This window comes from Thalassospira sp. HF15, from assembly GCF_011806525.1.
GTDB lineage: Bacteria > Pseudomonadota > Alphaproteobacteria > Rhodospirillales > Thalassospiraceae > Thalassospira.
Window position 1 is genome coordinate 286,702 of the sequence record NZ_JAAVKI010000005.1, and the last position, 23,868, is coordinate 310,569.

20 protein-coding genes are annotated in these 23,868 nt (G+C 55.7%); 7 read left to right on the plus strand and 13 right to left on the minus strand.

The annotated features are described in order from the left end of the window. Position 1 precedes the first annotated feature (1 nt). From HED22_RS13290 to HED22_RS13300, 3 genes are all read left to right on the plus strand, one after another. Complete coding sequence (locus HED22_RS13290) at positions 2–832, plus strand: carbohydrate ABC transporter permease (RefSeq protein ID WP_167722966.1); 831 nt, start codon at positions 2–4, stop codon at positions 830–832. Positions 833–871: 39 nt separating this feature from the next. Further along, complete coding sequence (locus HED22_RS13295) at positions 872–1,879, plus strand: ABC transporter ATP-binding protein (RefSeq protein ID WP_167722968.1); 1,008 nt, start codon at positions 872–874, stop codon at positions 1,877–1,879. 78 nt (positions 1,880–1,957) lie between these two features. Then, positions 1,958–2,728, plus strand: a complete 771-nt coding sequence (locus tag HED22_RS13300) for an SDR family NAD(P)-dependent oxidoreductase (protein ID WP_167722969.1) — start codon at positions 1,958–1,960, stop codon at positions 2,726–2,728. Positions 2,729–2,824: 96 nt separating this feature from the next. Here the strand turns inward: HED22_RS13300 and HED22_RS13305 are convergent, their stop codons facing one another. Next, positions 2,825–4,057, minus strand: coding sequence for a winged helix-turn-helix domain-containing protein (locus tag HED22_RS13305; RefSeq protein WP_167722971.1), 1,233 nt, complete (start codon positions 4,055–4,057; stop codon positions 2,825–2,827). Positions 4,058–4,217: 160 nt separating this feature from the next. On the opposite strand from HED22_RS13305, the gene HED22_RS13310 reads away from it, so the two are divergent. Continuing rightward, positions 4,218–6,140 carry an SLC13 family permease gene (locus HED22_RS13310; RefSeq protein ID WP_167722973.1) on the plus strand — a complete coding sequence of 641 codons (1,923 nt, stop codon included), beginning with the start codon at positions 4,218–4,220 and terminating at the stop codon, positions 6,138–6,140. A 47-nt stretch (positions 6,141–6,187) separates the two neighbouring features. Here HED22_RS13310 and HED22_RS13315 read toward each other — a convergent pair whose 3' ends face one another. Together HED22_RS13315 and HED22_RS13320 are read right to left on the minus strand one after the other, a co-directional pair. Then, complete coding sequence (locus HED22_RS13315) at positions 6,188–6,637, minus strand: DUF2059 domain-containing protein (RefSeq protein ID WP_167722975.1); 450 nt, start codon at positions 6,635–6,637, stop codon at positions 6,188–6,190. A 190-nt stretch (positions 6,638–6,827) separates the two neighbouring features. Beyond that, positions 6,828–7,787, minus strand: coding sequence for a LysR substrate-binding domain-containing protein (locus HED22_RS13320; RefSeq protein WP_167722978.1), 960 nt, complete (start codon positions 7,785–7,787; stop codon positions 6,828–6,830). Between the two features lie 96 nt (positions 7,788–7,883). Between HED22_RS13320 and HED22_RS13325 the strand changes: the two genes are divergently transcribed. Further along, positions 7,884–8,768 carry an EamA family transporter gene (locus tag HED22_RS13325; protein WP_167722980.1) on the plus strand — a complete coding sequence of 295 codons (885 nt, stop codon included), beginning with the start codon at positions 7,884–7,886 and terminating at the stop codon, positions 8,766–8,768. A gap of 65 nt (positions 8,769–8,833) precedes the next feature. Here the strand turns inward: HED22_RS13325 and folD are convergent, their stop codons facing one another. From folD to HED22_RS13340, 3 genes are all read right to left on the minus strand, one after another. Next, on the minus strand, positions 8,834–9,733 hold the full coding sequence (gene folD / locus HED22_RS13330) for a bifunctional methylenetetrahydrofolate dehydrogenase/methenyltetrahydrofolate cyclohydrolase FolD (protein WP_167722982.1): 900 nt from the start codon (positions 9,731–9,733) through the stop codon (positions 8,834–8,836). Further along, on the minus strand, positions 9,730–9,963 hold the full coding sequence (locus HED22_RS13335; protein WP_368484503.1) for a DUF167 family protein: 234 nt from the start codon (positions 9,961–9,963) through the stop codon (positions 9,730–9,732). Before HED22_RS13335 ends, folD begins: the two co-directional genes overlap by 4 nt. A gap of 149 nt (positions 9,964–10,112) precedes the next feature. Beyond that, positions 10,113–10,409, minus strand: a complete 297-nt coding sequence (locus tag HED22_RS13340) for a YggT family protein (RefSeq protein ID WP_167722986.1) — start codon at positions 10,407–10,409, stop codon at positions 10,113–10,115. A 278-nt stretch (positions 10,410–10,687) separates the two neighbouring features. Here HED22_RS13340 and HED22_RS13345 point away from each other — a divergent pair, with 278 nt between their 5' ends. Further along, positions 10,688–11,272, plus strand: coding sequence for a DNA-3-methyladenine glycosylase I (locus HED22_RS13345; protein ID WP_175581236.1), 585 nt, complete (start codon positions 10,688–10,690; stop codon positions 11,270–11,272). On the opposite strand, the gene HED22_RS13350 is transcribed toward HED22_RS13345, so the two are convergent. From HED22_RS13350 to HED22_RS13375, 6 genes are all read right to left on the minus strand, one after another. Continuing rightward, positions 11,254–12,306: a LacI family DNA-binding transcriptional regulator gene (locus HED22_RS13350; RefSeq protein ID WP_167722988.1), complete on the minus strand. Its 1,053-nt coding sequence runs from the start codon at positions 12,304–12,306 to the stop codon at positions 11,254–11,256. The two genes, HED22_RS13345 and HED22_RS13350, sit on opposite strands and share 19 nt — an antisense overlap. A gap of 106 nt (positions 12,307–12,412) precedes the next feature. Continuing rightward, positions 12,413–13,024 (minus strand): alpha-ketoglutarate-dependent dioxygenase AlkB, encoded by a 612-nt coding sequence (locus HED22_RS13355; RefSeq protein ID WP_167722990.1) that lies wholly within the window; start codon positions 13,022–13,024, stop codon positions 12,413–12,415. A gap of 95 nt (positions 13,025–13,119) precedes the next feature. Further along, on the minus strand, positions 13,120–14,571 hold the full coding sequence (locus HED22_RS13360) for an efflux transporter outer membrane subunit (protein ID WP_167722992.1): 1,452 nt from the start codon (positions 14,569–14,571) through the stop codon (positions 13,120–13,122). A gap of 1 nt (position 14,572) precedes the next feature. Further along, positions 14,573–17,764: an efflux RND transporter permease subunit gene (locus HED22_RS13365; protein WP_167722994.1), complete on the minus strand. Its 3,192-nt coding sequence runs from the start codon at positions 17,762–17,764 to the stop codon at positions 14,573–14,575. A 2-nt stretch (positions 17,765–17,766) separates the two neighbouring features. Further along, complete coding sequence (locus HED22_RS13370; protein WP_167722996.1) at positions 17,767–18,918, minus strand: efflux RND transporter periplasmic adaptor subunit; 1,152 nt, start codon at positions 18,916–18,918, stop codon at positions 17,767–17,769. A gap of 326 nt (positions 18,919–19,244) precedes the next feature. Further along, positions 19,245–21,356 (minus strand): methyl-accepting chemotaxis protein, encoded by a 2,112-nt coding sequence (locus tag HED22_RS13375; RefSeq protein WP_167722998.1) that lies wholly within the window; start codon positions 21,354–21,356, stop codon positions 19,245–19,247. Positions 21,357–21,842: 486 nt separating this feature from the next. Here HED22_RS13375 and HED22_RS13380 point away from each other — a divergent pair, with 486 nt between their 5' ends. Then, the gene (locus HED22_RS13380) at positions 21,843–22,631 is read left to right on the plus strand and encodes an AraC family transcriptional regulator (RefSeq protein ID WP_254870034.1); all 789 of its coding nucleotides are present in this window, start codon (positions 21,843–21,845) and stop codon (positions 22,629–22,631) included. Positions 22,632–22,686: 55 nt separating this feature from the next. Here the strand turns inward: HED22_RS13380 and speB are convergent, their stop codons facing one another. Further along, the gene (speB, locus tag HED22_RS13385; protein ID WP_167723000.1) at positions 22,687–23,742 is read right to left on the minus strand and encodes an agmatinase; all 1,056 of its coding nucleotides are present in this window, start codon (positions 23,740–23,742) and stop codon (positions 22,687–22,689) included. Positions 23,743–23,868: the final 126 nt, after the last annotated feature.

A 23,868-nucleotide genomic window follows, 5' to 3' on the forward strand; every position in this document is an offset into this window, starting at 1 on the left:
CATGGAAAGCAAACAAACACCTCTTGGCTATGTCAGCTTCTCGGTTTTCGCCTGGATCGTCGGGCTTCTGATCTTCTTCCCGATCTTCTGGATGGTCCTGACCAGCTTCAAGAGCGAACTCGAAGCGGTTTCCATCCCGCCCAGCTTCATCTCGTTTGACTGGACGCTGGAAAACTATGCCGAGGTTCAGGAACGCTCGAACTATTTCAAGTTCGCCATGAACTCCGTCATCCTCGCGGTTGGCTCGACGCTGGTTGGTCTGGTCTTTGCTGTGACCTGCGCCTGGGCGATGGCATTCAATCCGACCAAACGCACCAAGGATGCACTTCTTTGGATGCTCTCGACCAAGATGATGCCGCCGGTCGGCGTCTTGGTCCCGATCTATCTGATGTTCCGCGACTGGGGGCTTCTTGATACCCGCTTTGGTCTGATCATGGTTCTGTTCTTGATGAACCTGCCGATCATGGTCTGGATGCTTTACACCTACTTCAAGGAAATCCCGACCGACATCCTCGAAGCGGCCCGCATGGATGGTGCAACCCTGCCCAAGGAAATCATCTTTGTGCTGTTGCCCATGGCGGTTCCCGGCATCGCATCGACCATGTTGCTCAACATCATTCTTGCATGGAACGAAGCCTTCTGGACGCTCAACCTCACAACGTCCGATGCAGCCCCGCTGACAGCTTTCATCGCCTCTTATTCAAGCCCGGAGGGCCTGTTCTGGGCAAAGCTTTCAGCCGCATCGACCTTGGCGGTTGCCCCAATTCTCGTGATTGGCTGGTTCTCTCAGAAACAGCTGGTTCGTGGTCTGACATTCGGCGCGGTCAAGTAACCGCAGCCTGATAGCAATCTGGAAAGAAGGAACACCAAAATGGGTGCTATCCGACTGGAGAAAGTCAAGAAAACCTTCGGCACACTCGATGTCATTCCCGGTGTCGATCTTGATATCAATGACGGCGAGTTCGTTGTCTTCGTCGGCCCGTCTGGCTGCGGCAAATCAACGCTTCTGCGTCTGATTGCCGGCCTTGAAGACGTCACCGATGGCAAAATCCTGATCAATGGTACGGATGTCGCGACCGAGGCCCCGGCCAAACGTGGTCTGTCCATGGTCTTTCAGTCCTATGCGCTCTATCCGCATATGACGGTCTATAACAACATTGCGTTTGGCCTGAAAATGGCGGGCGAAAGCAAGGAAGTTATCGAAGAGAAAGTCCAGTCTGCGGCCAAGATCCTTAACCTGACCGACTATCTCGAACGCCGCCCAAGTGCGCTTTCGGGTGGTCAGCGTCAGCGTGTCGCGATTGGCCGTGCAATTGTCCGTAACCCGGCGGCCTTCCTGTTTGACGAACCGCTGTCCAACCTTGATGCAGCCCTTCGCGTGAACATGCGGCTTGAAATCACCGGTCTGCATCAGGAACTCAAGACCACCATGATCTATGTGACCCACGATCAGGTCGAAGCCATGACCATGGCCGACAAGATCGTGGTACTTCAGGCCGGTCGTGTTGAACAGGTCGGCAAGCCGATGGAACTCTACAACAGCCCGGCAAACAAGTTTGTCGCAGGCTTTATCGGATCGCCGAAAATGAACTTCCTGGGCGGGGAGCTTGCCAAAAAATACGATTGCCATGAAATCGGCATTCGCCCGGAACATGTCGCGGTCAGCACCGAAAATGGTGAAATCCCGGCAACGGTCAAAATTGCCGAGCATCTCGGTGCAGAAACCTACCTGCATGTCGAGGCCGACGGTTATGGCCCGATGACGGTGCGTGCCACCGGCGAAGTTCCGCTTGGCGAACATGACAAGATTTTCCTGACCCCGGAACAGGATCGCATCCATCGCTTTGATGCCCACGGGCTGGCGCTGGGCAAATCCTGATACGTGCATAAACCGGACCGCAATGTCCCACGAACATTGCGGTCCCGTCTTACCCACCAAGTTACTTGTGAGTCCAAAATGTACCTGAAAAAGTTCGATCTTACCGGCCGTCGGGCCTATGTCACCGGCGGCGGTCGCGCCATCGGCCTGTCCTGCTGCGAAGCCCTTGCCGAGGCAGGCGCCCATGTCATCATCGGCGACATCAGCGAAGGTGTTGCCGAAGAAGGCCGCGATTACCTGAAATCCAAAGGCTATTCGGCTGATATCGACATCATGGATGTCACCAACACCGATCAGGTCCGTGCAAGTGCCGAAAAGATGGCCAAGCAGGGTGGTGTTGACATCCTTGTCAACAATGCCGGTATCGCGCGCTCGGAAACCCCGGCGGAAACCGTGACCGATGAACATTGGCTCAATGTCATTGACGTCAACCTGAACGGTACGTTCTGGTGCTGCCGCGAATTCGGCAAGCAGATGCTCGAAAAGAAAAACGGCGTCATCGTCAATGTCGGTTCGATGTCTGGCTTTATCGTCAACAAGCCGCAGGAACAGGCCTATTACAACGCGTCCAAGGCCGGTGTTCACCACCTGACCAAATCGCTGGCAGCGGAATGGGGCGCACGCGGTGTGCGCGTCAATGCGGTCGCACCGACCTATATCGCGACCCCGCTCAATGAATTCGTGAAATCCAAGCCGGAAATGTATGACGCCTGGATCAATGGCACCCCGATGGCCCGCCTTGGCGAGACCGAGGAAATCGGATCGGTTGTGCTGTTCCTGGCCTCTGACGCTTCCAGCCTGATGACCGGGTCCATCGTTCTGGCAGATGGGGGTTACACCTGCTGGTAAGGCCAGGTGCAACAATTTGACCACATTGTCCTGAAGCTTTTGTGGTCAGCCAGTTCGACGGATAGACGGGGCGCGGATGTGGGACCTGCGCCCCGTTTACCTTATGCTGGATAGGTATTTTGAGAAGTCATTGGCGGGCATCACCTCGACCCCGTCCAGTCCCAAAAAGACCGAAAGACGCATAAGGTTCTCCATGAGCGGCCCGGCAACCTCGCCCGCCTTGGCATGATTTTCCAGATGCGCGCTTTGCACCCGAAGCATCCCTGCCTGCCGATCTGATTTCAAATCAACGCGCGCAACAAATTCGCCGTTTAACATGAATGGCAGAACGTAATAGCCGTATTCGCGTTTCTCGGCGGGGACATAAATCTCGATCCGGTAGGTAAAGCCGAATATCCGCTCTACCCGGTCACGTTCCCACATGACCGGATCAAATGGCACCATCAGGCAGGTCGGCTTGGCGCGTGATCGCGGATTGATATTGGGATCAAGATAGCCCGGCTGTTTCCAGGCTTCGACATCCGCGCGCAGCAACCGGCCCTCTTCGACAAGTCGCGCCAGACAGACCTTGGTTTCATCGGTTGGCAGGCGGAAATATTTGCGCAGATCAATCTCGGCGGCGACCCCCATGGCGGCAATGCCCTTGCAGATCAGATCGCACATGGCATCCTGTCGATCGCGGTCGGGTTCGTGTGCTGCGTCACCGATAATCCGATGCGGCAAATCATATTCGCGTTCAAAGCTGCTGCGCCGTTTGCGCGCCATCACCTGACCGCTCCAGAACAGGTACTCCATCGCGGTTTTGGTGTTTGACCATCCCCACCATTTTTCGCGGCGAGCGCCTTCGGTCTCAAGCTCGCTGGCGGCAACAGCACCTTCCTGATCGATGTGGCGCAAAAGGTTATCAATCAGATCGGGTTGTTCGCGTTGAACGCGCGCAATATTCCCCCAGGTACCCATGCCCTGCTCGGCATCGCGCATCCGCCAGCGATACAGATGATAATCCTCAACCGGGATCATCGATGCTTCATGGCCCCAATATTCAAACAGTTTGCGCTGACGCGCCGTCCCCCATACCAGCTCATCAAGCAATTTCGGGTCATAGACCCCCAACCTTGAGAAGACCGGCATGTAATGCGCACGCGTCAGGACATTGACGCTGTCGACCTGCAACATGTTGGTCGCCCGGATGGCCTTTAAGATCCGGCGCTTGGTCACATCCCGGTCCGGGTTGGCCGCGAACCCTTGCCCGACAAGGGCCAGGTTGCGCGCCTGTTTGGTCGAAATCGATACGGTCGGGGACGGGATGGCGGCACTGTCAATCGGCATCAAAACACACATAAATTCTGAATGGAAACAGGGTGATACTACCATATACTCCTGACAATTCCGTCAGGACGATTTCACCGATCAGTGACGTCACATGCTTGACCGGATTTGCCTGCACTCATAGGCTCACGACACCAACGACAAAAACAGGACAGCCCGAATGACCACCCCGCAGATCATGATTCTGGCCGTACTGCTTGGCACTGTTGTGCTGTTCCTGTGGGGACGCTGGCGTCATGACATGGTCGCCATGGCATCCCTTCTGGTCTGTGTGGTTTTGGGGCTGGTCCCGACCGGTGAAGCCTTTATCGGCTTTGGCCATCCCGCCGTGATCACGGTTGCCTGTATCCTGATCCTGTCATCCGCCCTGCAAAGGTCGGGGGCGGTCGATACGCTGTCGCGCACCGTTCTGCCGCAATCGGCGGGCCCGTTTGTCACCATGGCAGCGCTTAGCTTGCTCGCAGCCATCCTGTCTGCCTTTATGAACAATGTCGGGGCACTCGCCCTTTTGATGCCGATTGCCCTGCAAATCGCCAACAAACAAAGCTTGCCACCCGGCAAAATCCTGATGCCGTTGGCGTTTGGTTCGATCCTTGGCGGGATGACCACCCTTATCGGGACACCGCCCAACCTGATCGTCTCGGGTTTTCGCGCCGAGGCCACCGGTTCGGGCTTTTCGATGTTTGATTACAGCCCGGTCGGGATCGCCATTGCGCTTGCCGGATTGCTGTTTGTCATTCTCCTTGGCCGCTTTCTGGTGCCAACCCGCGAACGTGCCGGTGCCGAAGGGTTTGAAACCGGGTCGTATTTGACTGAGGCCCGCATTACCGAGGGCAGCAAGTCCATCGGCATGTTCCTGCGCGAAATCAATGACGAGCTTGAAAAATCAGACGCGCAGGTGATTGGCCTGATCCGCAACGAGCGCCGCATTCCCGCACCAAGCCCCTATCGCGAACTTCAACAGGACGACATTCTCCTGATTGAAGCCGAACCCGAAGGACTGGCAAGCGCGCTTTCCGGCCTTGAACTATCCCTTGAGGCCGAACTGCGCAGCGAAGAAGCCAGTGCCGAACAAAAGGAAGAGGCCAAGGAACAGGTCCGCGCCCAAAAGGCGCAAAGGGCGGCTGAAAAATCCGGCGACGCGCCAAAAGGCAGTGGCGATAAGGATGACACGTCAAAGTCGGACAAAAAGGAGCCTGATGCGGAAAAACGCGCGCTTCAGTCCGACGACATCTCGTTGATAGAGGTTGTGGTCCTGCCGAACGCATCCTTCATCGGGCGATCTGCCGCCGATATCCGCATTCGCAGTCGCTACGGCATTAACCTGCTCGCCCTGTCGCGGCAGGGACAACGTTCGATGTCACGCTTGCGAACCATGAAAATGCAGGCGGGCGATGTGCTCTTGATGCAGGGATCCCCCGCAGCCGTCAGCGAATTCGCCAATCGTCTAGGCTGCGCCCCCCTGGCAGAGCGCGAACTTCACCTTGGCGACAAGACCCAGGCGCTCAAGGCCAGCGCGATCATGGCAATCGCCATCGCGCTTGCCGCCTTTGGCATCGTTCCGGCTGCTGTGTCGTTTGCGATGGGCGTGTTGGCATCTCTGCTGGTGGGCGTGGTATCCACACGCACCCTTTATGATGCCATTGACTGGCCGGTGATCGTCTTGCTTGCGGCCCTGATCCCGGTTGCCAACGCGATGGAAAGTACCGGCAGTGCGGATCTGATTGCGCGTTTCCTGCTTGAATCCGTCGCACAGGGAAGCCCGCCAATCGCCCTTGCCCTGATCCTTGTTGTCACCATGACGCTATCGGATTTCATGAACAATGCCGCCACCGCGGCTGTGATGTGCCCAATTGCGATTGGCAGTGCCGCCCAACTGGGTGCCAGTTCCGACCCGTTCCTGATGGCGGTCGCGATTGGCGCATCCTGCGCCTTCCTGACCCCGATTGGCCATCAGAACAACACCCTCATCCTCGGCCCCGGCGGCTTCCGATTCAGCGACTATTGGCGGCTTGGCCTTCCGATTGAAATCATCGTGGTTGCAGTTGGCGTGCCTATGCTGCTTTGGGTCTGGCCATTATGAGGTAGAACTCATCGCAGCTATTCGGGCGCCACCCAAATTGATGCCAGTTATTGAAATTTCTTCGCTGCTTGAAGAACCGCTGACTGAATTCGCGGCATTGTGCTCGCCATGTAAACCGGCATCTTTTTCACAATTGAAACACCCTCAGGCGATCCATAAAAATCTGCAAGAGCGTTCAATTCATTAGTCGTAAAATGCTCAGTCATTGAAGTCACGATCAAGCTCTCAAGCTTCTGCATATCTAGTGCTTGTGACATAAATTGAATGAACTCCTGCCGCTTATCTTCAGGAACAGTCAATGCAATCTGCCCCACCGTTTCATTCATCATCTGTGGCAAATTAAAGATTTTTGCATACCGCTCAGCAGCTTCCAATTTCGCTTCTGATGTATCCTGCGCAAACGTAGGGTTAGATAAAGCGACCACAGTCAGAAAAGCCAAGAGCAGAGCGAGCCCCTTTAGACCAGAATAACAAATTCTTTCTCTTAAAATTTTCATACTTTCCTCCATAGATTTAATGTTGCTCAGCTCGGCACGAGATTACCGCCTTATAGTCGCGACTTAACCAGCTTACATCCCTTTATAGTGAAATCCCAATAGCCCAATTGAACAGCTCAGTCCTTATCGAACTTGGTGGCCTAGTCTACCGATTGAAATCATCGTCGTCGCCGTCGGGGTGCAGATGATTCTATGGGTTTGGCCACTTTAGTTTGTCACGGTCGCTTTCATCGACGACCCATGAAACGAACTTTGCGGCGTAGCTTTCTGAACCGCCATCACCCCCACGGGCTCTGATGGCGAAGTAGCCATATCCGTTGCGATAGCTGCGTCCGAATGGCTCGACAAGGATGCCAGCGCTCAGCGCCTCTGTTACCAATGGCCTTCCCACGAGTGCCATGCCCTGTCCGGCAATTGCCGCCTGAACGACAGCATTGTAATCGTTAAACCGCGCACCACCGCCAAGCGGTAAATCCGGTCCACCGACAAGGCGCAACCATCGTCGCCAACTGACCTGAATTTGCGCTGACTGCGTCCAGTCAAAATGCAGCAAGGGAAACTCGGCAAGCCGGGCAACATCAAGCGGACGGTTCTGATCGGGGATCAATGAAGGACTGCAAACGGCAATGGTTTCATCTTCGAAAAACCTGATCGCATTCAGATCGTCGCCAACGTCGTGTGTATAACGTAACGCGACATCCGTATGCCCATGCGCCACATCGGCAAAACGCGTTGTTGAATCAAGAAGAATATCGATCTCGGGATTGTCCGCCTGAAACCGGCCAAGCCGCCCCACAAGCCAGACCTGCGCAAAGGACGGATCAACCGAAATTCTCAGTTGGTGCCGTCCATCATATTCCCGAATTTTGCGCACCCCGGCGCTAAGATTTTGAAATGCGACATGAAGCTCGGCCAGACCTGCTTCGGCGGCTTGGGTGATGGCGACGTTTCGACCGTCGCGAATAACCAGATCCTGACCAATCACGTCTTCCAAACCACGTACCAACTGATGAACGGCCGCCGGACTGACACCGAGTTCCTCTGCCGCCAGTTGGAAGCTTCCGTGTCGGGCCACAGTTTCCAAGGCGCGGATGGATTTAAGGGATGGCAACCACCCTGTTGCCTCAGACTTTAGTTTTTCTGAATTCATATCGCATTTCAAATGACTGGCTTCTATTCAAATCCTGCAAGAACATTGGATCAGAATATCCACAGCTCGACAATCACAACTTAATAGAACTTAAACGTGAAACATAAACATCTGCTTCTGGCGACCCTGATGTCGGTGATTTTTGGCATGGGCTGGGTTCTGGCCAAGTCCACACTCGACTACTTCCCGCCCATCCTTTTGGCGGCATTTCGCTTTGGGGTCGCGGCCATTGTCTTGATCTGGTTTGTCAAACCGCCATACGGCCAGATGCGCAACATCATGATCATTTCGGTTCTGGCGATTACGGTGCCCTACGCCATGATCTATATGGGCCTAAAGGACCTTGATGCGTCGACAACCATTCTTCTGGTCCAACTCGAAGCGCCGGTTCTGATTATGCTCGGTGCGATTATGCTTGGAGAAATGCCGGGCTACCGAAAAGCCATCGGAACCATGATCGCCTTTTCTGGCATCGTTCTGATCGCTGGTGATCCGCAAATTCGAACCAACATTATCGCGGTTGCCTGGGTCTTGGGCAGCATCCTGACATGGGCTGTCGGGCAGATCAAAATCCGCAAACTGGGCGAAACAGGCGGATTGCGCAATCTGGCCTGGATATCTGCCTTTGCATCCCCGCAACTGCTTTTAATCTCTGCATTTTTCGAAAAGGATCAGATCGACTTGATCGTTAATGCTGCGCCAACGATCTGGGTAACAGTGATCTACCTTGGCACGGTCATGACTGCCGGTGGTATTGGCATCTGGTATCACCTGATCGGGAAATACCCGGTGGCATTTGTCAGTCCGTTTTTGTTGCTCGTACCTGTCACCACAATCCTTGGCGGGGTTTTATGGCTTGATGAGGATCTGACGCGGATGTCGCTGATTGGCGGTGCTGTCGTCATTGCAGGCGTCGCGCTTGTCATTGTTGAACGCCCGACAGCATTCACTCCATATAACGCGGGCATCACCGACAAATAGCATTACACGACAAGAAAAAGGGCAGCCAATGGCTGCCCTTTGCAATTTCGATATGGTCGCGCTGCTTAACTGTCAAAACCAAGGTTCGGCACCGCAACGCCATTTGCACGGCAGGCGGAAATCAGGGTGTTGTTCAGCAAACATGCAATGGTCATCGGGCCAACCCCGCCCGGAACCGGGGTAATCGCACCGGCAACCTTGGAGGCGGTTTCAAACTCGACATCGCCGACCAGCTTGGTCTTGCCGTTTTCACCGTCAATGCGGTTAATGCCGACATCAATCACGGTCGCCCCAGGCGCAATCCAGTCACCCTTGACCATGTTCGGGCGACCAACAGCGGCAACGACGATATCGGCACGGCGGACTTCTTCAGGAAGGTCGCGGGTGCGTGAATGCGCAATCGTCACCGTGCAGCTTTCCTTCAGCAAAAGCTGCGCCATCGGCTTGCCGACGATGTTCGAACGACCGACCACGACCGCACGTTTGCCCGACAGATCGCCGAGCGTGTCTTTCAGCAACATCAGGCAGCCATACGGCGTGCAGGGCGCGAAACCTTCGCCGCCCGTCGCCAGTGCACCGGCATTGACCACGTGGAAGCCATCAACATCCTTGGCCGGATCGATGGCAGCCAGAATGGCCTGTTCGTCAATGTGTTTGGGTACAGGAAGCTGACACAGGATGCCATGGACATTTTCATCAGCATTAAGCTTGGCGATCAGCGCGAGAAGATCTTCCTCGCTGGTGTCGACCGGAAGCTTGTGCTCATAGGAATTCATGCCGCATTCAAGGGTCTGTTTGCCCTTGTTGCGCACATAGACCTGACTGGCCGGGTCCTCGCCGACCAGAATGACGGCCAGACCCGGGGTTACGTCATGTTCGGATTTAAGCTTCGATACTTCGGCAGTGATGTCTTCGCGCAATTTGGCCGCGAAGGCCTTGCCGTCGATGATTTTTGCGTCACTCATATGTCTGTCCGCCCCGTGAGTTGGGATATTTTCGCCATCAGCTCTTCGGGATTTCCCTCGATCAGCAGCGTTTTGGTGCGATCGGTTTGCCCGGAAACAATCCTGACCGACGATTTAGGACATTTGGCCGCTTTTGCCAAAAGTTTTATCAGCGCCTGATTGGCCTTGCCGTTTTCCGGCACGGCCGTCACCGACACCTTTAGCTGCTCCTGCCCGTTGGCATCGACCATGACATCCCCGATCGCGTTGCGCGATGCCTTTGGCGTCAGCCTGACAAACAGTCGAACCCCTGATGGCTCGGACCGTAACACGGGCAATTGATCAGACATTGTCTAAATGAGACAATTTAATAGGTGAAATGAGACATTCGGGTCAGGACCTAAAAGCCGACCAGCGCCATCCGGACATCGGTCTGGATCAGCATATTGGCAAATTGCAGGACCAGGATCAGGATGATCGGCGAGATATCAATGCCACCAAGATCGGGCATGATCCGCCGGATCGGGCGCAATGCCGGTTCGGTGACACGATAGAGGAAATCACCGACCATATAGACGAACCGGTTGCTGGTATTGATGACGTTGAACGCCACAAGCCATGACAGGATTGCAGATGCAATCAGCATGAAAATGTAGATACCCACCACAGTGTCAATCAGCCAGAAAATCGCCAGCATCGCCGCTCCTTACAATCGCCGGGCGCACAGATGCTTTGGGCCCGGAAAGATGTTTGCACGCAGCAAAACCTAGTCGGCAATTGCGCCCAACGCAAGCTCAGAGCGTTGATTTTGGTGCAATTCGTGCCAAGTTTTCATCGCTTTGTGATCATGCTCACCAACCGGCTTGCCAAATGCCCTGCCAGAAACTGTCAGGAGATGTCAGTCCCACCCGGATTACAGCTTGCGAGGCGGGATGCTTCAACGCCAGAATGCCCGCGCCAGAAGGAGGAATTCGCATGCAAAATACCGATCATTCGCGCTGTGGCTGGGCACTGACCCACGCCGACAAACCGTTCTATGTCGAATACCATGACAGCGAATGGGGTGTTCCGGTGCATGATGACCGGCATTTCTTTGAAATGCTGATCCTTGAAGGCGCGCAGGCGGGTTTGAGCTGGCTGACCATTCTGGCACGGCGTGACACCTATCGGGCGGCTTATGACAATTTTGATGTCAACAAGGTCGCGGCCTACGATGATGCCAAGAAAGAAGCCCTTCTGGCCGATCCGGGGATTATTCGAAATAAATTAAAAGTCGCGGCGTCTATTCAAAATGCGCAAACATTCCTCAATATCCAGAAAGAGTTCGGAAGCTTCGATTCCTATATCTGGTCATTTGTAGGAGGAAAGCCGGTGATCAATCACTGGAAGGCCATGTCGGACGTGCCGGTTTCGACCGAACTCAGTGACAAGATTTCCAAGGATCTGAAAAAACGCGGCATGAAATTCGTCGGTACCACGATCATCTATTCCTTCCTGCAGGCCACCGGGATCGTCATGGACCACACCAGCGATTGTTACCGTTATGCCGAGCTTTCCTGAGAGGAGCCACGTAACAACAGGCTGGTTTCAAGGGTAACGGTTTTACCCGGTTTATCTGATAATGCCATTTCGGCGGCCAGCCGACCCTTTTCAACCGAATCCTGATGCATGGTGGTAAGCGGCGGGTCGGTGCGTTCGCCAGCGGGAATGCCATCAATACCAATGACCTTAAGATCAGCCGGCACCTTGCGCCCGATCGCGCGTGCGGCATCAATTGCACCGATGGCAATCACATCCGACATCGCCAGAATACCGTCAATTTCCGGGTGGTCTGAGAGAAGTTCGGTCGTCATTCTGGCACTGTGATCGGACTGATTGTCGCATTCGATATGCACGACATCACTTGCCTTAATGCCGGCGGCCTCAAGGGCCGCGTGATAGCCAGCCAAGCGTTCACGGACCACACGATGGCTGGCCGCCCCCAGACGGTTGGGGGTCATCGGGCCGAAATGGTCATGCTCGGTCGCCTGTAGTGACAGAATGGCGAACTTCGAGGCCCCGCAATCAAGCAAATGCTGCGCAGCATTTTTTGCTGCAGAAAAGTCATCAAGCACCACCGTGCCGGCCGCCCCGGCAATGTCGGTATCGATGCTGATCAGGGGCTGATTGCGGCGCTGAATGGCTTTGATGATGTCGTTATTATCGGAATAGCAATGTACCAGAAAGGCATCGACCGCAGCATTGTTGACGGCTGTGATCGCCTGTTCGGGGTTCTCGGCGGAAATGATCATGACATTGACAGCATGGCGCGCGCATTCACGCCCGATCCCGCGCAGCAATTCAATCGCCACCGGATCGGTAAAGGCATATTCAAGATTATCCGGAAAGACCACGCCCAGCGCCCCCGCCTTGCCGGTACGTAGCATCCGCGCCATGACATGCGGCCCACGATAGCCAAGTTCACGCGCGGCTTCAAAAATGCGTTCACGTACTTCCGGGCGGACCAGATCGGGCTTGCCAAAGGCATTGGAGGCTGTTCCTTGCGAAACCCCGGCCGCCTTGGCGACATCCAGAAGTTTTACGCGTTTTGCCATGCGTACCCTATCCTCAAAACCGTCATTATCCGCTTGATTTGGTGACACTATAGCCAGAAGCAGGGGCGCACGGCCAGAAGACATTGCCGCACGTTGACCAAGCGCCCTATCGGCTTTCCGGGCGGGTGTTGCGGAAGGTCAGGTTAATTCGCGGGCCAACCTGCCGGGCGGTCTTTGGCAATTGATGCAGCCAGCAATGCTGTGTTGCCCCTGACATGATCAGAGCCGAGTTATGCGGCAGATCTATACTGACGCGATCACCGGTTTTCTTGTGGCGAAAATGAAACCGGCGTTCCTGCCCGAAAGTCAGGCTGGCAATCACCGGATTTTCGCCCAGAACGTCCTCGTCATCGGCATGCCATGAAACGCTGTCGCGTCCGTCTCGATATTGGTTCAGCAGGACGGTGTTAAAGGATGCGCCCGCGAGTTCTTCGGCAAGTACCCTCAACGGTGCGACGATAGAGGGAAACGGGCTTGCCGGGTGATAAACCCCGCTATAGCGATAGGCGACCTCGCCATACCATGCGGTCAGGCGCGGGACCGGGATTTCCTTGCCATGAATTCTGGCGGTTTCCTGCTGCCAGACAATGTTGCTTTGAAGCCGGGCAAAGGTCTTGTCGGCTTCATCCTCGTCCATGATGTCACGCAGCAACAGCACTTCGCCATCAAAGGGCAAAAGGTTGCGTGGTGGTTCATTGGCAAACAGATCGCCGGTCATGGTTTTCCCCGGAATTCAGATTGCCAAAGACCTAGGATGAAAGATCAGGAAACTCAAGCCACAGTTCGCTGATATATGCGTTTTTGCGCAGGGTTCTAGCCGTTCACCAGCGCCACTCCGGTTTCATTGGCGTAGCGTTCGACATCCTCGACACTCAGTCCCGCCGCGCTATAGAGATTGATGGTTTCAAGTTCCAGATCGGTTTCGGAATCGGCAAGCGATTGCAGCGATGTGGTCAGGCTGCGCTGGGAATCCAGCACATCAAGGAAATCCGACAGCCCCTGAACATAGCGCACGCGCGACTGTTCAAAGGCGTCACGGTGATATTGCACCGATGCGATCAGGCTGTCGCGCTGGGCAACTGCACCTACATAGCCGTAAATCGCACTTTCGACTTCCTCAATCGCATTCAAAAGCGTCTGACGATAGGTCAGAAAGGCTTGTTCTGCCTCTTCTTCGGCAACGGTGATATTCGCACGCCGTTCACCACCATCATAAAGGGTCGCATCAATCAGCGCACCGATGGCCGCCATCGCAGTCCGCACAATCGGGCCGGTACCATAACCGGTCACACCAAGGGCGAGTGATCCATCAAGGGAGAGTTCCGGATAGAGCGTCGCAGTCTCCACCCCGATCTGCGAGGTCGCAGAAATCAGCGCCAGTTCGGCCGCCCGCACATCGGGCCGACGGCGCAGCAAATCGGCCGGGATGCCAATGGGCGGGCTGCTTTGAAATTCGGGCAGTGGCGATGGATCAAGCAGCAAGTCACGATGGGTGCCCGGTTGTGCGCCGACCAGAATGGAAATCGCATTGATTGATCGATCAATGGTGGTTTGCAGGGTCGGAACCGTCGCTTCAAGATCAGCGACCTCGGCGCGTGCACGCGACAGATCAAGCTCGGAACCAAGACCGGTTTGCAACCGCACCTCGACGATATTGCTGGTCTGGCGTTGCAGATCAAGCGAGTCCTGCAAAAGGGCCAGACGGCGCTGTGCGCCGCGCAGTTCGATATAATTTCGGATGATGTCGGCAATCATCGTGCGATAGACATCTTCGCGCAAATAAACCTGTTGCAGATAGTCGGCCTCGGCGACTTCTTCCTCGCGCGTCTGACCACCCCAGATATCGGCCGTCCAGGAAAGATCAATACCAGCCCCATAGCCAATATCGGTTACCTGATCGCCACTGGCACGGCTGGATGTCGACCGGCTGGCCGAGCCGTCAAGCGATGCCCCGACGGTCGGACCATTGGCGCCCGCAACACCGCGCGCAGTTGCGGCGGCCGCACGGATGCGGCTTATGGCGATCTGAAGGTCGATATTATTCTCGACTCCTTCATTCATCAGACGATTTAAAACCGAGTCGGTCGTGCTTTCCCACCAACGGCCTTGTTCGGTTTGATTGGCGGCAATCACCGGGATTTCCGGGGTATAGGCGCCAACCAAATCGAAGTTCGGTGCGGTGTAATCCGGCCCCACCGATTGGCAGCCAGCCAGTGCGAGCAGAAGTGCAAGTCCCGAAATCTTGGAAATGTGAGGATTGTTCATATTACTTCGCACTTCCTTGAAGACCGCCACTTTCAGGTTCATTCGCCACATGCGATGCCGCCTCGCCGTGATCGGGAATGGCTTCTGCGGCACGCAGCTGGGATTGCAGTTTCTTGCCGCCATCGGCACGGGCTGACACCAGCGGGGCCAGCAACAGATACAATACCGGAGTCAGAAACAGGGTATAAACCGTGGCGATACCAAGACCGCCAAACACCACCCAGCCAATGGCCGCGCGTGCCTCGGCCCCGGCACCGGTGCCAAGAACAAGCGGCAAGCCGCCAAGCACCGTCGAGATCATGGTCATCATGATCGGGCGCAAACGAACCATGGCCGCATCATGCACGGCTTCGCGCACGGACTTTCCGGCATCGCGAAGCTGATCGGCAAATTCAACAACCAGAATCCCGTTCTTGGCCATCAGACCTACCAACATCACAAGCCCGATCTGGCTATAGATATTGATCGAGGTGCCGCTAAGGGCCAGCGCATAGATGGCCGCAGCCAGACCAAAGGGCACAGTCAAAACCACCACCAGGGCGGAGGTAAAGCTTTCGAACTGGGCGGCCAGAACCAGCAACACAACGAGCACAGCAATCAGGAAAGTGATCTGCACATCATTGGCGGTTTCACCCAGTGCGGCGGCATTACCAAGGAACAGAATGCCGACACCGGGAGGCAATAACTGGTCGCCTACGGCGTTCACATCTGCCACCGCCTCAGCCAATGTATAGCCCGGCGTCAGATTGGCCGAAATGGTCACCGCGCGTTGCTGCCCTTCGCGTTCAAGTTCGGAGGCGACGGCTTCCTCGGTCAAGGTGATCACCGAAGACAGCGGCAGGATGCGGCCATTGGTGCCGGTGACAAACAGGTTTTCAAGATCAGACGGATCATTGATGCTGCCAAGCGTGCTGCGCAACTTGATCGGCACGTTCTGGTCATCGACGTTGATTTCTGTGACTTCATAGCCCTCGATCATGGCACGCAAGGTGGTATCGAGTTCCTCAATCGGGATGCCGAGATCAAAGGCACGTTTGCGATCAATATTGACCAGAAGCTGTGGCTGGGTGGTCTGATAGGAGACCCGAAGACCGGTGAGCCCGGGATAGTTTGCCTCGATCTCTTGCTGCATGGCGCGGGCATTTTCGGCCAGCGTGCGATAGCTTGTCCCGGTCAGGGCGAATTCAAGTCCTTCGCCGGTGCCACCGCGCAAACCAAGACTATTGGGTTTCCAGACATAGGCCTGCACACCGGGAATCGCATTCAGGTCACCCCGGATCGATGCGGTAATTTCCTGTTGGGTTCGCGTGCGTTCTTCCCACGGTTTCAGCGGCGCGATCACAAGGGCCCGGTTCGGATCCCACAGGCCAACGATGGTGTAGACGTTATAGGCGTCTCCCGCCTCGACCACCGGACGCAGGATGTTTTCAACTGTTTCGACCTGACGGTCCATATAGTCGATCCCGACACCATCCGGCCCACGCATGGAAACCAGAATACGTCCGCGATCCTCATCGGGCAGCAATTCCTGCGTGACGCTGGTGTAGACACCAAAGGCAAGCCCGCCCGAAACGATACAGATCATCAGGGTGATGACCGGGCTGCCAAGCGCTGCTTCAAGAATGCGGCGATACACACCTGCACAGAAGAAACCGAAACGCTCCAACATGTTGGGGGCATCATCGGTTTTGCCGTCATGCGGATCGATATGCTTAAGGCGCGAGGCCAGCATCGGACACAGTGACAGCGCAATAAAGGAAGAAACCGCCACCGCAAAGGCCAGCACAAAACCGAATTCGCGGAAAAGACGCCCGGCTGTACTGGGCAAAAACGAAATCGGCACGAAAACCGAAATCAGCGTGAGGGTTGTTGCCACCACCGCAAAGAAGACCTGTCGCGATCCCAACACGGCCGCGGCCATGGCCCCGAGCCCCTGATGACGGCGGCGCTGGATGTTTTCCAGAACGACAATCGCGTCATCGACAATCATGCCGGTCGCCAGAACAAGCGCCAGAAGGGTCAGGATGTTGATCGAAAAGCCCATCGCCCAGATAGCGGCGACCGTGCCGATCAGGGCAATCGGGATGGTGATGGTCGGGATCAGGGTTGCGGTAAAGGAGCGCAGGAACAGATAAAGCACCGCGATCACGATCGCCACGGCGAGAGTGAGGCTAAAGATCACCTCCCACAGCGCGCCTTCGATAAAGACCGCATCATCGGAGTTCACGAAGACATCAAGGTCGTCATATTGCTCATTCAAACGATCGACGACGTCGCGTACACCGTTGGAAATGGCGATGGTGTTTGATTGTGCCTGACGGGTGATGGAAAGCCCGATCACGGTGCGGCCATTCAGCCGCACATAGGACGATGCATCGTCAGGGCCGTAATAGATATCGGCAACATCACCCAAAAGCACGCTGTCGCGCACCAGCATCTGATTGAGCTTGTCGACTTCCCAGACCGACGCATCCGCCCGGACAAACAGTTTCTGATCCGATGATTCAAAGCTACCGGCCGGAATATCAAACTGTGCGGTGCGCAAAAGATCGGCCACATCCTGAACCGACAGGCCATAGCTTGCCATACGCAGCGGATCAACGCGGACATGCAGTACACGTTCGCGATCACCGTTTACACCGACCTCTGCCACGCCGGGCACAGACAGCAAGGACGGGCTGATCTGGTCTTCGACAATGTTTGCGAGTTCTTCTTCGGTCAGGCTATTGCTGACGACTGCAATGCGCATGATGGCGCTGGCGTCGGCGTCGGCCTTGACCACGCGAATGTTTTCGACCCCGTCAGGCAGGCTGCGTTCGGCCCGGCTGATCGCTTCGCGGATGTCGCTGGCAGCATCGTTGATTTCGACATCGGGGTAAAATTCGATGCGAATGCGGGCATTGGCTTCTTCGCTTTGCGAACTGATTTCCTTGATGCCACTGACGCGCGATGCCGCACTTTCGATAATGCCGGTCACTTCGGAATCGACCGTTTCGGGTGATGCCCCGTCATAGTCCGCCGTTACGGTAATGGTCGGGCGGTCCACATTGGGCAGTTCGCGAATTTCCACACCCAGCATCGCGGCCAACCCGGCGAGGATGATCAGCATGGCGACCACACTGATCAGAACAGGGCGCCGGATACTAAGGGATGCAAGATCCTTTTGGTCGTGATTATCGGAACCTGTCGTCATGATCAGGACCCCTCGCCAGCGCCTTCGCGGGTGGCGACACCACCAGTGCCGGATGGATTGGTATCACCGCGAATGGTTGCCGATACCGTCCGACCGGGACGCAGACGCAAGACACCTTCAACCACGACCAGATCGCCCTCGGAAATCCCGCCATCAAGCAGGATGCGGCCATTGGTGCGTTTCACAACCCGGACCGGAACACGCGAGACCTTGTCTTCGTCGTCAATACGCCAGACATAGGTGCCTTCATCGCCCCACAGGACCGAGATTTCAGCAACTGCGGGATATTGTTTGCCTTCGATATCGACATAAACCGCAAAGGACATCCCGGCCAGCAATCGACCATTGGGGTTGGGCACACGGGCACGCACGGCAAAGGTGCGGCTTTCAGGGTCAATGCGGCTACCGATGGATTCAACCACACCTGTGAATTCTTCGCCCGGCAGGCTCCAGGTTTCGACCCTGACTGACTGGCCGGGACGGACATTGTCAAACCGGGTTTCGGCGACTTCGAAGTCGACCAGAATGCTTTCGATATTATCCAGGGTGACGATGGCAGTGGAGCTGTCCACGCGGTCGCCTGATTCAACCTGCGGAATGCCAACAATGCCATCAAAGGGTGCCAGAATGGTGCGATCAGCCAGATTGACCTCGGCCTGATCAAGGGCAATGCGGGCCTCTGCCAAAGTGGTGCGAGCACTGTCGACTTCGCTTTCGGCAACAGCCCCTAGCGGTCGGGCCTTTTCATAGCGCGCAAGAAGCTGTTCGGCATCACGGGCCTGAACGGCGGCGAGATCTCGGGCAAGGCGTTCGCGCTCGGAATCCAGAATGACAAGAACCTGACCTTTGGTCACCTTGTCGCCAGCCCGAACCAGCACATCGGCAACTTCACCCGACACCGCCGGATAGATCGAAACGCCAAGGGCTGATTTGCCTGTGCCGACAGCTTCGACAACGGTTTTTTCATCCATCAGGCTGGCATATTCGGCGATCACAGGAAGACTGCGCTCCCCGCCGCCACGCTGTTGCGCGTTCGCAGGTTGCGCATCGGGCGCAATCAACGCCGCGATATCGTCTTTGGCAAAGATATAGGCAGAGGCCGCAACTGCAATCAGTGCAACACCTGCGATCAGAAGCGTTGATTTACGCGCCATCACATTGATACTTCCAAGTCGGGCTGACCAAACAACCTTGTTCCCGTTCCGGAAAAGTGCCGATAATTCAATTCAGTACAGATCGTCAGCCCAATTCTGTGAGCGAGATACCGTTACACCGAACGATATTGCAACCTGCCGGTCGGAACCACACAAAAAGTGTATCAGAAACGTCGCAGTTTGTATCTTAACTGCAGACAATCTCTGCGTTTTTCAGACCGGTTTGGCCAAAGACATCTGGCCTGCACACCCTCTATACGGTGTGCAGGCCCGTGTCGTTCAACTTTGAATTACAGCAATCAGATCGCCTGCCTCCCAAAGGACAATCAGGCGGCACCGCGCTGTCGCTCTTGCGGGAAGGCCACCAGATTGTCGTCATTCCAATTGATGGCATCTTCGATATTGGCTTCATCGGCATCGGCGTCTTCATTGCTTGCGGCAGATGCCACCGCGCGATCAAGGGATGCTGTGAGTTCGGTCACATTGCGATCGACCTCGTCGGCACGACGGTTAAGATCAAGACTGAGCTTGCGGGTGCCTTCGATGTCTTCGGATACGGCACCGATAGCGGTGGCAACATTGCGCACGGCATCACCGGCAAGCGCAATCGCGCCTGTAATTTCCTCGGTCTCGCGGCGTTGATGTTCAACATCGCCGGCGACCTCTTCGGAAATCGACATCATGGATTGTACGGTGACCCCGACATCTTCCATCGACGTTACACAGCGATCCGTCACCGACCCCATCGCATTGACATGTTCGGTGATTTGTTCAGTTGCGCGTTCGGTTTGGCTGGCAAGGTTTTTGACCTCGGCCGCGACCACAGCAAAGCCCTTGCCGGCATCCCCGGCACGGGCGGCCTCAATCGTGGCATTGAGTGCCAGCATATTGGTCTGCCCGGCAATGCCGCGGATCAGATCGACAATCTGTTCGATGCTGCTTGCTACTTCGCGCAGGTCATCAACAGCCTTGGCCGATTCTTGTGTCGAGCCGACGGCAGTCTGAGCAATTTCACGTTGATGTTCGACCCGGTTGGCAATCGAGCCGATGGCTTCGCGCAGACGGTTGGCGGCATCGCCAATGGCATTGGAATGTGACTGGCTATCCTGTGCAGCACTGGTTGCCATTTCAGTCTGTCCGGTGACGCGTTCGGCGGCCGCGGCGACTTCGACCACGGCTTCGCGCATGCGGGTCACCTGATGATTGACCGATTTGACAAGGCCGGTGGTCTCGCCTTCGATGGTTTCGGCCATGGCACCGAGCGAGGCACGGCGTTTTTCTTCCTCAAGGCGCTGAAGCGTGATGCGTTCTTCGGCCATTTTTTCGATCTTGAGCGCATTTTCGCGGAAGATCGCCACCGTCCGTGACATGGCGCCGAATTCGTCACGGCGTTTAATGTCGACAAGCGCAATATCAGTATCGTTCTCGCTTAGTCGGGTCATGTCACCATTCACCCGTTTAAGCGGGCGCAGGATGCTCATGGCAATTCCAAGTGCCAGCGCAACCGCAATCAGAACGCCAATGGCAGCAACCACAATGTTGGTCAGGGCCGAGTTTTCTGACTGGCTGTGGGCGGCCTCGACAAGGGCTGTCTGATTGGCCATGGCCTCAGCCCGGATATTCTGGGTGATGGTTTGCACTTCACGCACGGCGGATTTGAAATCATCCATCGATTGACGGAACCCACCGATGGAGCCTTCAAGCTGATTGGCCCCCTGTTTGAGCAGGTCGTTATCGCGCAGCGCATAGGAAAACAGCTTTTTGTCGCTGCGCTTTAAACCGTCAAATGATGATTTGATTTCTTCCTGCAGATCGGTCAGCGCCGAGGTTCCTGCCCGCGCGGCGTCAAGGGATTCCGAGGTGCGCAAGATCGGGTATTGCAGGGAGTTGACGATAGCAGCGAGATTGGCGCTACCGAGTTTGTCGGCATATTTTTCGGCAATGGCCGGATCACGCTTGTTGATGAACTCTTCGAGTTTGGCGGCCGACTTGCCGAGTTGGTTGGCACCAAGCAACATGGTTTCCGACGCCGCAGAAAGGTTTTCCGCGCGCAGCACCAATGGCTCAAGGGTTGCGATATAATCGGCACTCAGACTTTCAAGCGCATTGGCGCGATCCGTATTGCCGTTTTCACGCAGTTTGGCCACCAGGGTCGCACCGCTTTGTTCCGCCATTTCGCGGATGGTGGTGATCCCGTCGCGATCAAGCGGATCAACCGTCTGGGCAAACAGCAGCACCTGATTGGACAGCCGTTCAAGGTTCAGTGCGTATTCATTGGCAAGTCCGACCAGCCCGGTGCTTTTGGCAATGCGGTCCGCCTGGGCACCGAAACCAAGCAAGTAGGTTGATGAAAGTGCCGACAGACCGACCAGCAGAACAACCAGAACAAAGAAACCGGCAAAGATGCGCGATCCGATACGAATTCGATCAAGAAACATGGGACATCCAAACAGTAAAAAGACGTTTGGCGTGATCCATACATCTGCGCAGACCCGCATATTGTAACAGTTGGATGAAATCCGCATTCATCCATCAAACTGGGTGCGCAACATCCATTTGCGCAGCGCAAAACAACAAAACCGGCTGCGAAAAATGTTCACTTGAACATGGCCTTATACAATTGGACGAGGGTCATTATCCGTTTCGGAATGCGTCAAAGAGGCAGTTTTTCCAAAGGAAACCCGCGACTCGATAAATTACCGCGACGGATACCAAGCCTTGGCGACGCTGTTTTGAATGATGCAAATTAAAATGTCGCCATGACAATATTGTACAAGCTGTCGGGGAACGAGGGCGCTATACTGGGCCGTATGAATGCTTCGCGACATAGCACTGCGTCAGCGCGTCGCCCGGTGTCATCCCGACCGGCGTCCCGGCGCCCCCGCGAGATTGCCCGTCATTGGCGGGCAGCCGACGGCATTGATATGTTCGAAGCCGATTACAAGAATTTCTCTTTCCCCAAGCACAGCCACGACTACTACGCCTTTGGCACTGTCCTGAACGGGGCGGAGCAGTTCACGACCCGCGGAACCAATTATGTCGCCGCGCGCGGACAGCTTTTGATGATGAACCCGATGCAGGTTCATGATGGCAGCCCGGCCTCCGATGACGGGTATCAGTACCAGATCATGTTCATCGACCCGAAAGTGTTTGGTGATCTGGTGGCCGAGATGTCACCGAAAAATACCGGCCTGCCCTTTTTCGGCAGTTGTGTGGTCAATGACCCGGAACTGCATCTGCAACTGCAAAATCTGCATCGCCTGTTTCGTCCGAATGAAGATGGCAGCGCCTCACTGTTGGAGCGTGACAGCCAGCTTCTTTACAGTGCGGCGCGCTTTGCGCTGCGTCATGCCGATGCCCCGCCATATTTCTATCAGCCAGGGGCCGAGGACAAACGCGTCAAAACCGTGATTGATTATATGGCCGCCCATCTGGATGCGAATATATCGCTCGATGATCTGGCGGTTCTCACCGGGATCAGCCGGTTTCATTTGCTGCGCGTCTTTCGCGCCGCGACCGGTCTGCCACCGCATACCTATTTCAATCATATGCGGTTGCGCCGGGCAAAGCGCCTGCTGTTTGACGGCGAAAGCATTGCCGATGCTGCTGCAGCAACCGGCTTTGCCGATCAAAGTCATCTGAACCGGCATTTCAAGGCCATGTGGGGGGTTAGTCCCGGTGCCTTCATCGCCGGTCTTGATCGCAAGCCCTGAGGCAAGCTACCTGCCCGCGTTTTGATGCACACAGGCAGGCAATCTCCAGATCTGTTTAAGCGGCCGCTTCGCGATTTTTCATCGCCTCAACCACCAGGCAGAGTTCTTCGAACAGAACCTGTGCCGCGACATGGGCGGTATTGGTGGTGGCATCATATTGCGGGGCCACTTCAACCGTATCCGCCCCGACAAAATCAAGCCCCTTCAGCCCGCGCAGGATTGCCAATGCCTCGCGCGAGGTCAGGCCACCGACTTCCGGCGTGCCGGTGCCCGGTGCGAAGGAAGGATCAAGGCAATCAACATCAAAGGACAGATAAACCGGACCATCACCAACCACTTCGCGGGCCTTGGCGATCACGGCATCGACACCCATTTTCGGAACTTCTTCGGCATGGATGACGGTCATGCCGCTGTCGTAGGAGAACTCCCAGACATATTCCGACGGGCCACGAATGCCGATCTGAATGGTGCGTTCGGGATCAAGGACGCCATCCATCACCGCCTCGCGGAACGGACCGCCATGATGGAAGCGCGATCCGTCATAGGCACCACAGGTATCGCAATGGGCATCGAGATGGATCATGCCAACCGGGCGGTCCTTGCCGATGGCTTTGAGGATCGAATAACTGATCGAATGATCGCCGCCCACCGCAATCGGAATGACACCGGCGCCAACAATCTTTTTGAAATAGGCTTCGATATCCTCGTGGCAGCTTTCCAGCGAATAGCGGCTTCGGAACGGGACATCGCCAATATCGGCAATGCGTGCCATGGCACCCGGCACCATGCGCAGCACATGTTCATACGGACCGATGCGCTCAATATTGCGCACGGCCCGCGGGCCCAAACGCGCACCGGCGCGGTTGCTCACCCCAAGATCCATGGGCACCCCGACAAGGCCGATATCAAGACCTGCGAAATTATCGCGCTCGGCATCGGCGGCAAACGGCGCATCAAGGAATGTCGGGACCCCGGCAAACGGCCATTTGCGCCCGCCACTTTCCGAAAACTGCGATGCGGCCACTTCGCGGAAATGCGGATCAAAGATGTCTGCGCCTTTGGCATCGCCGTATTTTTCACGCAGTTTGGCAAGCTTGTCGTCTGTGAACATGGGACCTCCTGAAACATTCGCACCACGTGGGACGCGTGGCCGAATTCCTGTAATGTGCCGATCAGATCAAATTGCGTAGCCCGGAAAAATCACGTATTGCTGAACTTTACTTTGGTAATTATCGAA

What these genes read in the sequence shown, in the direction of transcription:
- HED22_RS13290 (WP_167722966.1), top strand. Translation starts at nt 2, where the DNA reads ATGGAAAGCAAACAAACACCTCTTGGCTATGTCAGCTTCTCGGTTTTC.
- HED22_RS13295 (WP_167722968.1), top strand. Translation starts at nt 872, where the DNA reads ATGGGTGCTATCCGACTGGAGAAAGTCAAGAAAACCTTCGGCACACTC.
- HED22_RS13300 (WP_167722969.1), top strand. Translation starts at nt 1,958, where the DNA reads ATGTACCTGAAAAAGTTCGATCTTACCGGCCGTCGGGCCTATGTCACC.
- HED22_RS13305 (WP_167722971.1), bottom strand. Translation starts at nt 4,057, where the DNA reads ATGCCGATTGACAGTGCCGCCATCCCGTCCCCGACCGTATCGATTTCG.
- HED22_RS13310 (WP_167722973.1), top strand. Translation starts at nt 4,218, where the DNA reads ATGACCACCCCGCAGATCATGATTCTGGCCGTACTGCTTGGCACTGTT.
- HED22_RS13315 (WP_167722975.1), bottom strand. Translation starts at nt 6,637, where the DNA reads ATGAAAATTTTAAGAGAAAGAATTTGTTATTCTGGTCTAAAGGGGCTC.
- HED22_RS13320 (WP_167722978.1), bottom strand. Translation starts at nt 7,787, where the DNA reads ATGAATTCAGAAAAACTAAAGTCTGAGGCAACAGGGTGGTTGCCATCC.
- folD (WP_167722982.1), bottom strand. Translation starts at nt 9,733, where the DNA reads ATGAGTGACGCAAAAATCATCGACGGCAAGGCCTTCGCGGCCAAATTG.
- HED22_RS13335 (WP_368484503.1), bottom strand. Translation starts at nt 9,963, where the DNA reads ATGGTCGATGCCAACGGGCAGGAGCAGCTAAAGGTGTCGGTGACGGCC.
- HED22_RS13340 (WP_167722986.1), bottom strand. Translation starts at nt 10,409, where the DNA reads ATGCTGGCGATTTTCTGGCTGATTGACACTGTGGTGGGTATCTACATT.
- HED22_RS13345 (WP_175581236.1), top strand. Translation starts at nt 10,688, where the DNA reads ATGCAAAATACCGATCATTCGCGCTGTGGCTGGGCACTGACCCACGCC.
- HED22_RS13350 (WP_167722988.1), bottom strand. Translation starts at nt 12,306, where the DNA reads ATGGCAAAACGCGTAAAACTTCTGGATGTCGCCAAGGCGGCCGGGGTT.
- HED22_RS13355 (WP_167722990.1), bottom strand. Translation starts at nt 13,024, where the DNA reads ATGACCGGCGATCTGTTTGCCAATGAACCACCACGCAACCTTTTGCCC.
- HED22_RS13360 (WP_167722992.1), bottom strand. Translation starts at nt 14,571, where the DNA reads ATGAACAATCCTCACATTTCCAAGATTTCGGGACTTGCACTTCTGCTC.
- HED22_RS13365 (WP_167722994.1), bottom strand. Translation starts at nt 17,764, where the DNA reads ATGACGACAGGTTCCGATAATCACGACCAAAAGGATCTTGCATCCCTT.
- HED22_RS13370 (WP_167722996.1), bottom strand. Translation starts at nt 18,918, where the DNA reads ATGGCGCGTAAATCAACGCTTCTGATCGCAGGTGTTGCACTGATTGCA.
- HED22_RS13375 (WP_167722998.1), bottom strand. Translation starts at nt 21,356, where the DNA reads ATGTTTCTTGATCGAATTCGTATCGGATCGCGCATCTTTGCCGGTTTC.
- HED22_RS13380 (WP_254870034.1), top strand. Translation starts at nt 21,843, where the DNA reads ATGTTCGAAGCCGATTACAAGAATTTCTCTTTCCCCAAGCACAGCCAC.
- speB (WP_167723000.1), bottom strand. Translation starts at nt 23,742, where the DNA reads ATGTTCACAGACGACAAGCTTGCCAAACTGCGTGAAAAATACGGCGAT.